Below are 14058 nucleotides of genomic sequence, written 5' to 3' on the forward strand. Positions count from 1 at the left end.
TGATGTCGCTATTGTTTGAGCAAGTATTTTCGATGCTTGGAATTGGACCCGATTTAGCCTAGAACCGCTCCGCGCAATCGCGTAATTGAAACGAATGAATAATGTTTGCTCTTGTGTCAGGTTTTGGCCGGTTTTTATTTCGCTATGGGTTTCTTAGGTATGCGGCCTAAAAAGTGGACTAATTTGGGGATAGATTGTATGCGCCGTTTTAATTATGGAGCGTTGTTCTCGGTTCTGTTCTATGTTGCTTTCCTTGCAGGATGCGCTCCGCTCGCACCGAATGTTGATCCGCCTTCGGAATACACTTACATCATCGGTCCCGGCGACAGCATCGAAATGTTCGTATGGGGGAATCCAGAGGTATCCCGGACAATCCCGGTTAGACCGGATGGAAAAATAAACGCTCCTTTGGTCGAGGAGCTTCCTGCATCCGGCAAAACTCCGTTCCAGCTCGCGCGCGATATCGAAAAGGAGTTGGCGAAGTATATTCGTAACCCTTTGGTGACGGTGATCGTGAGTGGATTTGTCGGTCCCTATAGCGAACAGGTGAGAGTAGTCGGACAGGCAGCAAATCCACAGGCTGTTCCGTACAAAGAAAACATGTCTCTGCTCGACTTGATGATCGTGGTTGGCGGGCTCACGGATTACGCGGCAGGTAACCGCGCTACGATCGTGAGAACAATAAACGGCGAAAAGCAGCAGCTCAGAGTTCGTATCGATGATCTGCTCGAAGACGGCGATATAACCGCCAACGTGAATATTCTGCCAGGAGATATTTTGATAATTCCGGAAGCTTATTTCTGAACCCGTTTCGCATAGGAGTTCATTTCCATGCATGAGCTGATTACCGAAGTTCTCGGTTATATTCAAAGCGCTACCCGTTACAAATGGGTTTCCATAATTCTGGCATGGGTAATTAGTCTCGCTGGTTGGCTTTTCGTCGCACAGATGCCTGACAAGTACGAGGCGAGCGCGCGCGTGCATGTGGATACCCGATCGGTCCTGCGTCCCTTGCTTTCCGGATTGGCTATTCAGCCCGATGTTTCCAAACAGATCCGCTTGATGTCGAAGCTCATGTTCAGTCGTCCTAACTTGGAAAAAGTGGCGCGGATGACGGACTTGGATTTGGGTGCCAAAGATGACGCCTCCATGGAAGGAATCGTCAAACGCTTACAGTCTTCCATGAGTATCACCGGGGGTGAAAACAACCTGTTTATGATCAGCGCCGAGGATCAGAATCCGGCGACCGCCAAAAGGGTCGTTCAGGCGTTATTGACCATCTTCGTCGAACAAACGCTCGGCGAGTCACGGGAAGATTCGAACTCGGCTCAGAAATTTTTGGATCAACAGCTGAAAGAATACGAAACGCGACTGCAGGCAGCCGAGAAAGCTCGGGAAGACTTTAAACGAGCCAATTATGGATTGCTGCCGGGACAAGGGGGAGATCTCTATGGTCAACTGAATGCTTTGGCCGAGCAATTGGAAAATGCGAAGATTGCGCTGCAAGAGTCCGTTAATCGCCGCGACGAAATGCAGAGACAGCTCGACGACGAGGAGCCGACATTCATGGATTTCGGAGCTCAGGCTGTCGCTAGTCCGTTGGATCTGCGCATCCAGTCCATGCAGTCCCGGCTCGACGAACTGCTGCTCAAATACACGAAGGGGCATCCTGAAGTCATAGCGATAAAGAAAACCATTATCGACTTGGAGCGCCAGAAGCAGAAGGAGGAAGAAATGGCATTGGAAGGGGATTCCGGTGCGTTTATGGGTGGCGAGGCCAATCCGGTTTTTCAGCAAAAGAAAATTGCACTTGGCGAGGCGAATGCCAATGTGGCATCTCTGAACTCGCGCGTAATGATTTTCGAGCAAAAGATAGAGGATCTGAAAAAGCAAATGGATGAGCGTTTAAAAGTGGAAACTCAATTACAGGGACTGAATCGGGATTATTCCACGATCAAGACAAATTTTGATGCGCTTCTGCTACGGCGGGAAAAAGCGAGAATGTCCGAGAGTGTGGAGCAGAATACGGACAGTGTTAAGTTCAAGATTGTTGATCCGCCCCAGGTACCTTCCAAGCCGTCCAGTCCGAAACGCGTTTTGTTGTCGGTTGTGGTTCTGATAGGTGGCATCGTGGTGAGTATCGGGATAGCCGTATTTTTATCGCTTTTACGTCCTGCATTTACAACCACAATCAAGCTTCGTGAGGTCACTGGATTACCGGTATTGGGTAGTGTCTCCATGAATTGGATTCCAGAAGTGAGACAGCGAAAGTGGCGGGAGTTCGTGGCTTTCGTTGCTGCTTTCGCGATGTTGCTCGTAGTATTCCTCGGGGTAATTGCGCTGGAGGTCAAGGGATATCATCTTCCGTCCTTTATTTAGTTGGAGTCAGCCGTATGAGCATCATCGAAAAGGCACTTGATAAGGCGTTACAGTTCGAACAGTCCTCGACTCCAAATAAGGCCGATCAGCAGCATGGGACCAAAGAGGCGATACATGTGGAAGCGCCCGAAACACCGGTTCAGGAGCCGGCCGCGAAGGGAGCCGAAACCAGGAAAATACTTTCGATCGACTGGACCAGCCTCAAGGCCAAAGGCATGCTGGGGCACGAACTGGCTTATAGCCAGTTAGCGGAAGAGTATCGTCTGATCAAGCGTCCGCTTTTAATGAACGCGTTTCCCGATGGGGATAATGGCATAGAGCGCGGGAATCTGGTTCTAGTCACCAGTAGTATACCGGGCGAGGGCAAAACTTTTACCGCGGTGAATTTGGCGCTCAGCATTGCCATGGAACGGGATAAAACCGTGCTGTTGGTGGATGCAGATGTGGCCAAGCCATCTATTGCGAAACTTCTGGGGCTTCCGGCGCAAAAAGGATTGATCGATTTGTTACAAGATAAATCAATCCGTTTTTCGGATGTCTTGATTAAGACCGATATTCCGAATCTGACGCTGCTGCCCGCAGGCAGTCTCGACAGACATTCCACCGAACTTCTGGCCAGTGATGCGATGAAAGGACTGGCCAAGGAACTATCTGCACGCTACCCCGACCGGATGGTTATCTTTGACTCGCCTCCGTTGTTGGCGGCAACCCAGGGCCAGGTCTTGGCCATGCTGGTCGGACAAGTCATCCTGGTCATTGAAGCCGATTCCACTCCGCAATACATCGTCAAGGAGTCGATCTCCAAATTGGAGAACTGCGAGATCGTCGGTTGCGTATTGAACAAGACAAAGAAAGGGTTCGGATTCAAATACTACGGCTATGGCTATGGGTACGGGTACGGAAATTATGGTCTCCAAAAACCCGAAACCTGAATTAATAAGAATTTCCATCGTGCCGCATAGAAAAATTTCGAAAGAATTACTATTTGGCCTTTTCATAATCCTTCATTTTTCTCGGGCTGAAGCGGTTGATTGGAAGATCGAGCCAACTTTAAACTTTCGAGAAATATATTCCGATAACATCAATCTCGGAGGACAGCGTGGAACAGCAGGCGATCGACAGCGGGAAGATTCGTTCGTAACGCAAATCAGTCCCGGGATATCTATTCAACGTGAGGGGCGCTCACGGTTTAGATTGCGTTACCGGATGCAAAATATTTTCTACGCGGGTACGGATATCAGTCCTCGTATTAATAACCAATTGCAGATGAATTCCCATACGGAAATCTGGGACGATGCGATATTTGTCGATTCCAGCAGTACTATCGGTCAGTACAACGGCACGACATCGGGGCGTGTTGCGCTGGACAACGTCTCTCGCGGTGATACGAGAGAGTATAGAACTTTTCGAATAAGTCCTTACTGGCGCCCCCATTTTGGCGGTTATGCGGAGGGCATCGTCAGAGTCACGTATAGCAATATCGGTGGTGGCGGTGTTGACTCAAACATGCTTGGAGAGCAAATCCAGTTTCAAAGTGGGAGGTGGTTTGACACATTGATGTGGAGAGCCAATTTCTTCAATCAGGAAGTTCAGCGGGATAGCGGTAATGGAGTGCTCGCGAATAATAGGAATGTAAGCTATCGAAATTACAATGGAGAATTGCGATATCGTTTAACTGATGAAATTAGCCCATTTTTTCAAGCCGGTAATTTCGATAACGATTTTGCGGGGCAATCTCGTGTTTCGCGTGTGCGAAACGGAAGTTATTGGACGGGAGGGCTCGCATGGACTCCGAGTTCAAAGTTGACTTTGCAAGCCGGTGCGGGAAGTAATAACTACTTCGGATCTCTCGTGTGGGAACCCACTCGAAGAACCATGGTGCGGGTTTTCTATCGCGACAGCGACGTCGGAGGTGCGTATGGCGGAGCTTACGGCACTGGACTTGGAGGCGGTGGCTTCGGAGGCGGTGGCTTCGGAGGTGGTGGCTTCGGAGGTGGTGGCTTCGGAGGTGGTGGCTTCGGAGGTGGTGGCTTCGGAGGTGGTGGCTTCGGAGGTGGTGGCTTCGGAGGTGGTGGCTTCGGAGGTGGTGGCTTCGGAGGTGGTGGCTTCGGAGGTGGTGGCTTCGGAGGCGGTGGCTTCGGAGGCGGTGGCTTCGGAGGCGGAAGATTCGGGCCGTTGGGAGGGTTCAATGCAGGCACCACGTGGAATGCATTGCTGACGCATCGGACTCGGAGAACCAATTGGTATGCCAGCTATGGCGTAATGACCACGACGATCCAGCAGGTGTTGTTGGATCAGAATGTGTTTGTCGCTACGGATCCGTCAAGCCCGACCATACTGAACCCCGATTTGCCTACCGATCAGCCCGATTTGACCAATGAGGTGATAACTCGTGAAAGGGCGCAAATCGGAGTTTCCGGGCACACCGCAAAGACGACGCTGACGCTTACCGGCTACCAGGAAAACCGCGAATATCAATTTTCCGGCGATCAGGACGTTCTCGGATTTACGACTGCGTTGAGTTGGCGCTTCACGGAAAGAACTCGGTCACTGTTTCGCTTTTTGTGGCAATCCACTGACAGCCAAGGAACAGGAGCCGTCCGCGACTCTGAGAATAGGTTTTTTATGGTATCGGTGTCAGTCTATCGAAATATTTGGACGAATTTGACCGGTTCGCTGGAGTTTCGGCACTTTCAACAGATGTCCAACCGTGCCGAAAATGAATACCAGGAAAACCGGGTAACCGCCGGCTTGAATATGAGGTTCTGATTTTCATGTACGATGCCTTTTACAATCTGAAGAAGAAGCCGTTTCAGCTCAATCCGGACCCCGAGTTTTTCTACAACAGTGCGGTGCATAAACGCGCTTTGGCGTATTTACGCTACGGCTTGGCCCAGGGAGAAGGGTTCGTCGTGGTAACCGGTGAACCCGGCACCGGGAAAACGATGCTGGTAAAGGAATTGTTCGGCACCCTTCGGAACGAGAATACCGTCGCCGGCTTGATGGTGACCTCGCAAGTCGGCGCTGAAGATACCCTAAGGATCATTGCCGCCACTTTCGGCCTTTCCTACGATGGAGACGCGAAAGCGGTTCTGCTCAAGAATCTGGAAGAGTTTTTCAAGCTCAAGGCCAGCGAAGGAAAACGTGTGCTATTGGTGGTAGACGAAGCGCAGAATCTTCCGGTCCAATCCTTGGAAGAACTGCGCATGCTCCTCAATTTCGAATCGGACGGGCGATCGATTTTTCAGGTTTTCCTCCTGGGGCAGGATGAACTGCGCTCGACCTTACAGGGCTCCAAGATGGAGCAGGTACGGCAGCGAATTACGGCCATGTACCACTTGCGCCCTTTGGAGAAGGAGGAAACCAAGGAATATATCCTGCACCGTTTGACGACGGCAGGATGGGCGCAGGACCCGGAATTCACCAATGAGGCCTTTGAAGAAATCTATCGGCATGCCCAGGGGGTTCCTCGACTCATCAACACCTTGTGCGATCGGCTTTTATTGTACGGATACCTGGAGGAGCTACACATGCTGGATTTGGATGCGGTTCGTCTGGTGAAACAGGAGATGGAGCAGGATGCCGTGCAACCTCTATCCTCATCTGTCCGGGATTCGAGCAATCTCGACGCGGAGACCTACCCGATCGACTCGGGACGACCCGCTCCGCTTGCCGGAAGTTTGGAGGAGCGGGTGGTGCAACTCGAAAAGCTGGTGTTCACTCTGCGAAAAACGGTGCAAAGAGAACGGGCTCTGTTGCGGAAAACTATACTCTTGCACCTCGACATGGATGAGATTTATCGAGAACCGGTTGATGAATCCTGACCGGGGATGAAAACGGACCGGAGCTTTTCGCTGCACATTACGCAAGCGACTGTAAATTGAACGCTTTGATGCGTTTTTGGGGGGGTGTTCTTGGCTAATCCATTGATGGCCGGCGATCCTATCGTTAACGCCATGACGGTCGACGTCGAAGATTATTTCCAGGTGTCGGCATTCGAGCCGTATATCGGGCGGGATAAATGGAATGAACTCCCTTGTCGCGTGGAAAGAAATACCGACCGGATACTTCAGATCTTCGCCGAAGCAGGGGCGCAAGCCACTTTCTTTACCTTGGGGTGGGTGGCCGAGCGCTACCCGGCGCTCATAAAGCGGATAGTAGAGGCCGGACATGAATTGGCTTGTCATGGCTATAACCATGTGCGGGTGACGCAACAGACTCCGGGCGAATTTCGCGATGACGTTTTGCGCAGCAAACGTTTGCTTGAAGATCTCGGAGGCGTTCAGGTACTCGGGTACCGCGCCGCCAGCTATTCGATCGGTTCGAAGAATCTCTGGGCTCTGGAGATTCTGGAGGACTGTGGATTCCGGTACAGCTCGAGCATTTATCCGGTCAAGCATGATTTGTACGGCATGCCGGAGGCGCCGCGCTTTGCATTCCGTCCGAACACAGCGGAAGGATTGCTGGAAATACCCGTGACCACGGTCGAATTGGGCAAGAAGAAACTGCCGTGCGGTGGCGGCGGCTTTTTCCGCCTATTACCCTATCGGGTTTCCCGCTGGGCTATCGAACATGTGAATCGGCGCGACCGGCAATCGGGGGTTTTCTATTTTCATCCCTGGGAAATCGACCCGGATCAGCCGAGGCAGCGGGGTATCGATCTGAAGACGCGTTTTCGACATTACCTGAATCTTTCCCGGACCGAATCTCGCTTGCGCCGTCTTTTGCTGGATTTTCGCTGGAATACGATGGCTCATGTCTTTCTGTCGCCGCACTAAACACACTCCGAATCGAAATACTGAATGGAAATTAAGCAATTAGACTACAGCCGTCGATCGGATTGGGATACTTTTGTCAATGCCTGCGCCGAAGCGAGCTTTTTTCATCGGGCCGGTTGGCAAGAGGTCATAGAAAGGGCTTTCGGCCACAAAACCCATTATCTCTTTGCGGAAGATGGGGGGCGGATCGTCGGAGTATTGCCGCTCGGCCACGTGAAAAGCTTTTTATTCGGTAATGCGCTGGTTTCGAATCCGTTTTGTGTCTATGGCGGCGTCGCGACCGAATCCGAAGCGGCGCGCAAAGCATTGGAGCAGGCGGCGTGCGAGCTCGCGCATGGGCTCGGGGTGGATTATCTGGAGCTCCGCAACATCAAACCGAACGGGTCCGGCCGCCCTAGCAAATCGCTGTATGTCACGTTCCGGAAGCCCTTGGATCCAGATCCCGAAAAGAATCTCGCCGCCGTCCCGCGCAAACAGCGCGCGATGATCCGCAAGGGCATCGGGGCGGGCTTGAAGGGGGTCATCGATTCAGGGATAGACCGGTTTTTCGCAGCTTACGCCGAAAGCGTCCGCAATCTCGGAACCCCGGTATTTTCAAAACGGTATTTCCAGATCCTGAAAGAGGTATTCGGCGATGCCTGCGAAATTCTCAGCGTGGAACATCAGGGGAAGGTCATTGCCAGCGTGATGAGTTTCTATTTTCGCGACCAAGTACTCCCGTATTACGGCGGCGGAACCGAAGCAGCCCGGGAACTCAAGGGAAACGATTTCATGTATTGGGAGGTCATGAGGCGGGCGACTGAAAAGGGCGTGCGGGTGTTCGACTATGGCAGGAGCAAGGAAGGTACGGGGTCCTATCGATTCAAGACGCACTGGGGGTTCGAACCCGAACCACTGGCTTACGAGTACGAGTTGATCAAAGCCAAGGCGGTACCCGAGATCAATCCGCTCAATCCGAAGTATCGGTACTTTATCGCTGCATGGCAGCGTCTTCCTTTACCGGTCAGCAATCTGGTGGGGCCCTGGATTTCCCGTAATCTCGGCTGAACTGTGCGGCGCCTCGTATGAAGGAGATTTTGTTCCTGGCTCACAGGATTCCCTATCCGCCGAACAAAGGGGACAAGATACGATCGTTTCATTTGCTCAAATATTTGTCGGAGTCGTATCGCGTCCATCTCGGCGCATTCGTGGACGATCCGGATGATTGGCGTTATGTGTCCGAGGTCGAAAAATTCTGTGGGGAAACCCGTCTACTTCCGCTGCAACCGGGGCGTTCGAAACTGAAGAGTCTCAAGGGACTGGCGACAAGACTCCCCTTGACCGTGCCGTATTACGCCGATACTCGCATGGGCACTTGGGTCGACGGTATTTTGAATGAGCGTCCCATTCATGCAGCCTTAGTGTTTTCTTCGGCGATGGCCCAATATGTGGCCGACTACGATTCACTGCCGCGAATCATCGATTTCGTCGATGTCGACTCCGACAAATGGCGGCAGTACGCGGCCCGGAAAAACTGGCCGATGAGTTGGATTTACCGACGGGAAGCGGACTGCCTGGTGCGCTATGAACGAAAGATTGCGAATGCTTTTAGCCGTTCCGCCTTTGTTTCGGAAAACGAGGCGGCCTTGTTCAGGAGCCTTGCCCCGGAAGCGAACGATCGTATCCTGAGCATAGAAAACGGCGTCGACACGGCTTACTTTGCGGACCGGGCGGACTACGTCAATCCTTATTCGCCGGACGAACTCGTCATGGTATTCACCGGCGCAATGGATTATTGGGCCAACGTCGACGCGGTAACCTGGTTTGCAAACGAGATTTTTCCGGAAATCCGCCGGCAACTGGGTTCCGCGCGGTTTTACATCGTGGGTGCGCGCCCGACCGAGTCGGTCCGCACTCTCGCTCAAACCGAGGGCGTTAAGGTTACCGGTGCGGTCGAGGACGTCCGGCCTTTTCTCAAGCATGCCCGTTGCGTCGTCACCCCCTTGCGAATCGCCCGGGGAGTTCAGAACAAAGTACTCGAGGCTATGGCGATGGGGAAATCGATCTTATCGAGTGAAGCGGCGGTAGAGGGCATCGACGTCGTAGACCGACTGGATCTCATAGTTCCCAAAACGCCCGGAGACTGGGTCGAGTTGGGTTTGAATGTATTGGGTGCCGATGATTTTCTGCCGCGCGAATCTGAAAAGAACCGACGTTTCATTATGCAGCGCTATGGCTGGGAAATGAGTCTTCATCGTTTAGGAACCTTGCTGGATTCCCTATGAAAACGAGCCATGAGCCACGGCCGGGGGCGGCAAGTGCAAGTATGCCGGAGGCATCTCCGGGCTGGTTCGCCGCCCTGGGACTGACAGTTTTCGCCATCCTTGCATTGCTGATTATTTATCACTCAACCTTTGCGTCGATGGTCGGCATTTGGTGGCGGTCGGAAACCTTTGCACACGGCTTCATTATCTTTCCGATCAGTATTTGGCTGGTCTGGCGACGTCGGCTGCAACTGGCCAGGATTTCGCCGAAGCCGGACTACAGGGCGTTGCCGGTATTGCTCGGGCTAGGACTGATGTGGCTCATGATGCGCGTCGCGGACATCCAGGTCGGGGAGCAGTTCGCCGCCGTTGCCATGCTGCCGGTCATTTGCTGGATGATGCTCGGTTGGTCCGTCCTCGCCGAGTTGGCTTTTCCGCTTGGTTTTCTCCTGTTTTCGGTTCCGTTCGGTGAGTTCCTGATTCCATCGATGATGGATTTCACTGCGGATTTTACGGTAAGGATGCTGCGCCTTACCGGAATTCCGGTTTACCGGGACGGAACGTTTTTCAGCATTCCCAGCGGCGATTGGTCCGTCGTCGAGGGTTGCAGCGGACTACGCTACCTCATTGCTTCGATTACCTTGGGGTGCCTTTACGCCTATCTGACTTATCGCTCACAGGTCCGGAGACTTGTGTTCGTCGCTGTGGCGCTTATTTTTCCGGTCATCGCCAATGGTCTCCGTGCCTATATGATCGTCATGATCGCCCACCTGAGCGATATGAAATTAGCGCTGGGAGTCGATCACTTTATCTACGGATGGGTGTTTTTCGGTCTCGTGATGCTGTTAATGTTCTGGATTGGCTCTTTTTGGAGCGAATCCCAGGCGCACAGCAGTAGCGTATCATCCGCCGCTGCCGCGACCCGAGCCGAGCGCCTCGATACCGTCAGGCTCGCGAAGTGCGCTGCGGTCGTACTGGCTTGCTCACTGTTCTGGCCGATATGGGCCGCTCATATCGAGGAATTGAGAAATGAGCGCAGGGTTCCGGTTTCGCTGCAGATACCGCAGCCGGCCGAGCCGTGGCAGCCGGCGGCACCGCTGACCGAATGGGAGCCGACATACGTCGGGCCGGATGCGAAGGTCAAGGCGTTCTTTGCGGACGGTTCCGGTAAGGTCGGCTTGTACATCATGTACTATCGCAACCAGAAGCAGGGCGAGGAACTCATCAATTCGCAAAACGTTCTGATTCGCCAAAAGCATCCCGTCTGGAAAATGCCGCAGGAGAAACTGGTCGAAGTCCAATTGAACGGTGCCGACACGAATGTCTGGCAAGGACGTTTAAGCTCCTCCACCCAAAATCTCCTGACCTGGCGCTGGAACTGGATATCGGGGCGCTACACGGCCAACGACCTTTTCGGAAAATTTCTCGAATCCAGCGACAAGCTGTTCGGAACCATCCGGGACGGGGCAGCGATCATCGTCGTTACCGAATACGATGACGATGTCGAAAATGCCACACGTACCCTGCAGGATTTCGTCGATACGATGTTGCCGGTAATCGAAGAAAGCCTCAGACGGGCTGGCGAGTCATAGGCCGATGAATTCGCCCTTGGTCGCACATATCATTTATCGCCTTGGTACCGGCGGTTTGGAAAACGGTCTGGTGAATCTGATCAACCGCACACCGCCCGAACGCTATCGGCACGCCGTCATCTGCCTGAAGGACTCGACCGATTTCGGTCAGCGCTTAAAACGAGATGTTCCGGTTTATGAGCTGCATCGTCGCGAGGGGCAGGACTGGGAAGCCCATGGACGGCTGTACAAGCTGCTCCGTGAACTCAAGCCGGCGATAGTCCACACGCGCAATCTGGCGGCCTTGGAATGTCAGTTCCCGGCATGGCTGGCGGGCGTCCCCCTGCGGGTGCACGGCGAGCACGGGTGGGACGTTTTTGATCCGGACGGCGACAATCGCCGCTATCAGTGGCTGCGCCGTTTTTTCCGGCTCTTCGTGCACCGCTATATCCCGCTGTCATGTCATCTGGAGCGCTATCTTCGCGAAAAGATCGGGGTTCCGGAATCGAGGATCAGCCGCATCTGCAACGGTGTCGATACCTCGGTATTCCACCCTTCGCCCGAGGGAAGACGACAGGCGCCGGGATGTCCTTTTCCGGACCGTCGGGGACAAATCATCATCGGCACCGTCGGGCGCATGCACGGCGTCAAGGATCAGCTCACGCTGACAAAAGCCTTTATCCGTTTGCTCGACCGGCGCGTTGAGTTCAGGGAGCGCCTGCGCTTGGTTCTGGTCGGGGAGGGGCCGTTACGGGCGGAGTCGCGTGTTCTGCTGGAGGCGGCCGGAATGGCCGATTTAGCCTGGTTGCCCGGCGAGCGTTCGGATATTGCCGACATTTTGAGAGGACTCGATATCTTCGTCCTTCCGTCACGCGCGGAAGGCATCTCCAACACGATTCTCGAGGCAATGGCTACGGGGCTGCCTGTTATCGCAACCGAGGTGGGCGGCAATCCCGAACTGGTCGTGGACGGCGTAACAGGGACCTTGGTGCCGAAGCAAGACCCCACGGCCATGGCACGTGTCCTTGCGGCCTATCTGGACGACCGGAACGGGATTTTAGCCCACGGCACGGCAGCCCTGTCCAGAGTCCGGGAGTTTTTTACTCTAGACGGCATGGTCAGCCGCTATCTTCAAGTTTATGACGAATTACTAAGCACGAGGCATTGAGGAAAATCGACTATGTGTGGAATTGTTGGCATTTTCGACAGGTTCGGGCGGAAAGAAATCGAACGCGAACTGCTCGGGCGCATGAACGAAAGCCAACATCATCGAGGGCCCGATGAAGGTGGCCTGCATACCGAGCCGGGACTCGGGTTCGGCCACCGGCGCCTTTCCATCATCGATCTTTCGAGCGGCCGGCAGCCGCTGTTCAACAAAGACAAGACCGTCGCCGTCACTTACAACGGCGAGATCTACAATTTCCCGGATATTCGGCGCGATCTCGAAGCATTGGGTTTCGAATTCCGCACCCATTGCGATACCGAAGTCATCGTATACGCCTGGGAGGCTTGGGGAGAGGCCTGCGTCGAACGATTTCGCGGGATGTTCGCGTTCGCGATTTGGGATCGTCCGCGGGAAATCCTGTTTCTGGCTCGCGATCGGCTGGGCATAAAGCCCTTTTATTACGCGGATCTCACGACCGGGCAGTTCATTTTCGGGTCGGAACTGAAGGCTCTGTTGAAACATCCGGAGGTTCCGCGCAAGATCGACCCCACGGCGGTCGAAGATTACTTTGCGTACGGCTATGTACCCGATCCGAAAACCATCTTTTCCGATGTCCGAAAGCTGCCCCCGGGCCATCGGCTGACGCTCAGGCGCGGCGAGCCGAAGTGTATCCCCGAGCCTTACTGGGATGTACCTTTCGCGGTTCAGGCAGGCATTACCGAGCAGCAAGCCCGGGATGAGCTGATCGAGCGTGTCCGCGAAGCGGTCCGTATCCGGCTGGTGGCGGACGTGCCGTTGGGGGCATTCCTGTCGGGCGGTGTCGACTCCAGCGCCGTGGTCGCGATGATGGCCGGTCTATCGGAAGACCCGGTCAATACGTGCTCGATTTCTTTCGGCGACCCGGCATTCAATGAGGCGCGATACGCGGAGATGGTGGCCGAGCGCTACCATACGCGTCATCGGGTGGAACAGGTCGATCCGGACGATTTCTCGCTGATCGACCGGCTCGCCGATTTATACGACGAGCCTTACGCCGACAGTTCGGCCTTGCCGACTTATCGGGTATGTGAATTGGCCCGGAAAGAGGTGACCGTGGCCTTGTCCGGCGACGGCGGCGATGAAAATCTGGCCGGCTACCGCCGGTATCGCTGGCACGCGTATGAGGAACGCATCCGCTCGCTGCTGCCCTTGGGAATTCGGCGTCCGCTATTCGGCGCACTCGGCCGGCTTTATCCGAAAGCCGACTGGGCACCGAAAATTTTCAGGGCGAAATCGACCCTGGAATCCTTGGCCAGGGACTCCGTGGAAGGCTATTTCCACAGCGTTTCGATCTTGTCCGACAGTACCCGGGAAGCGATGTTCAGCGAGGACTTCAAGCGCGGTCTACAAGGTTACAGCGCCGTCAATGTCCTGCGCGGGTATGCCGAAAGGGCACCGGTCGATCATCCTTTGTCGCTGGTTCAGTATCTGGATATGAAGACCTACCTTCCCGGCGACATTTTGACCAAGGTCGATCGCGCAAGCATGGCGCATGCTTTGGAAGTGAGAGTGCCCTTATTGGACCACAAGCTGGTGGAATGGATTTCCGGATTGCCGCCGGAATTGAAGCTGAACGGGCGGGAAGGAAAATATCTTTTCAAGAAGTCTCTGGAACCGCACCTCTCCGACGACATTCTTTATCGGTCCAAAATGGGTTTCGCCGTTCCCTTGGCATCCTGGTTCAGAGGCCCTCTCAGACAGAAAGTGAGAGACGCCGTCATGGGTTCGGATCTGGCGGAATCCGGGGTCTTCAACATGGCTTTTCTCAAGACCATGCTCGACCAACACCAAGCGGGGCTTCGTGACCACAGCGCGGGATTGTGGTCGATCCTGATGTACGACTCTTTTCTGCGCCGCTATGCGTGACCGAAGGCGATAGCTGA

The 14058-nt window shown here is 54.1% G+C and carries 11 protein-coding genes; all 11 read left to right on the top strand.

The annotated features are described in order from the left end of the window. Nucleotides 1-198 precede the first annotated feature (198 nt). The 11 genes from sS8_RS02050 to sS8_RS02100 all read left to right on the top strand — a co-directional run bounded on the left by sS8_RS02050 (nucleotide 199) and on the right by sS8_RS02100 (nucleotide 14041). Nucleotides 199-804, top strand: a complete 606-nt coding sequence (locus sS8_RS02050; protein WP_119628202.1) for an XrtA/PEP-CTERM system exopolysaccharide export protein — start codon at nucleotides 199-201, stop codon at nucleotides 802-804. A gap of 27 nt (nucleotides 805-831) precedes the next feature. After that, entirely contained in the window at nucleotides 832-2379 is a 1548-nt protein-coding gene (locus sS8_RS02055; protein WP_119628203.1) for an XrtA system polysaccharide chain length determinant, read from the top strand. Between the two features lie 14 nt (nucleotides 2380-2393). Continuing rightward, nucleotides 2394-3311, top strand: a complete 918-nt coding sequence (locus sS8_RS02060; protein ID WP_119628204.1) for an XrtA-associated tyrosine autokinase — start codon at nucleotides 2394-2396, stop codon at nucleotides 3309-3311. After that, on the top strand, nucleotides 3259-5148 hold the full coding sequence (locus sS8_RS02065; RefSeq protein ID WP_119628205.1) for a TIGR03016 family PEP-CTERM system-associated outer membrane protein: 1890 nt from the start codon (nucleotides 3259-3261) through the stop codon (nucleotides 5146-5148). Before sS8_RS02060 ends, sS8_RS02065 begins: the two co-directional genes overlap by 53 nt. Before the next feature lie 5 nt (nucleotides 5149-5153). After that, nucleotides 5154-6203 carry an XrtA/PEP-CTERM system-associated ATPase gene (locus tag sS8_RS02070; protein WP_119628206.1) on the top strand — a complete coding sequence of 350 codons (1050 nt, stop codon included), beginning with the start codon at nucleotides 5154-5156 and terminating at the stop codon, nucleotides 6201-6203. Nucleotides 6204-6293: 90 nt separating this feature from the next. Then, nucleotides 6294-7157, top strand: coding sequence for an XrtA system polysaccharide deacetylase (locus sS8_RS02075; protein ID WP_232020481.1), 864 nt, complete (start codon nucleotides 6294-6296; stop codon nucleotides 7155-7157). Nucleotides 7158-7181: 24 nt separating this feature from the next. Next, a complete protein-coding gene (locus tag sS8_RS02080; protein WP_119628208.1) occupies nucleotides 7182-8204 on the top strand; it encodes a FemAB family XrtA/PEP-CTERM system-associated protein in 1023 nt (340 codons plus the stop codon). Nucleotides 8205-8221: 17 nt separating this feature from the next. Further along, complete coding sequence (locus tag sS8_RS02085; RefSeq protein ID WP_119628209.1) at nucleotides 8222-9421, top strand: TIGR03087 family PEP-CTERM/XrtA system glycosyltransferase; 1200 nt, start codon at nucleotides 8222-8224, stop codon at nucleotides 9419-9421. Beyond that, a complete protein-coding gene (gene xrtA, locus sS8_RS02090; protein WP_119628210.1) occupies nucleotides 9418-10992 on the top strand; it encodes an exosortase A in 1575 nt (524 codons plus the stop codon). The genes sS8_RS02085 and xrtA overlap by 4 nt, the downstream gene beginning before the upstream one ends. A 4-nt stretch (nucleotides 10993-10996) precedes the next feature. Next, nucleotides 10997-12139, top strand: a complete 1143-nt coding sequence (locus sS8_RS02095) for a TIGR03088 family PEP-CTERM/XrtA system glycosyltransferase (RefSeq protein WP_119628211.1) — start codon at nucleotides 10997-10999, stop codon at nucleotides 12137-12139. A 12-nt stretch (nucleotides 12140-12151) separates the two neighbouring features. Then, a complete protein-coding gene (locus tag sS8_RS02100; RefSeq protein WP_119628212.1) occupies nucleotides 12152-14041 on the top strand; it encodes an XrtA/PEP-CTERM system amidotransferase in 1890 nt (629 codons plus the stop codon). Nucleotides 14042-14058 lie beyond the last annotated feature (17 nt).

It is taken from the genome of Methylocaldum marinum, assembly GCF_003584645.1.
GTDB lineage: Bacteria > Pseudomonadota > Gammaproteobacteria > Methylococcales > Methylococcaceae > Methylocaldum > Methylocaldum marinum.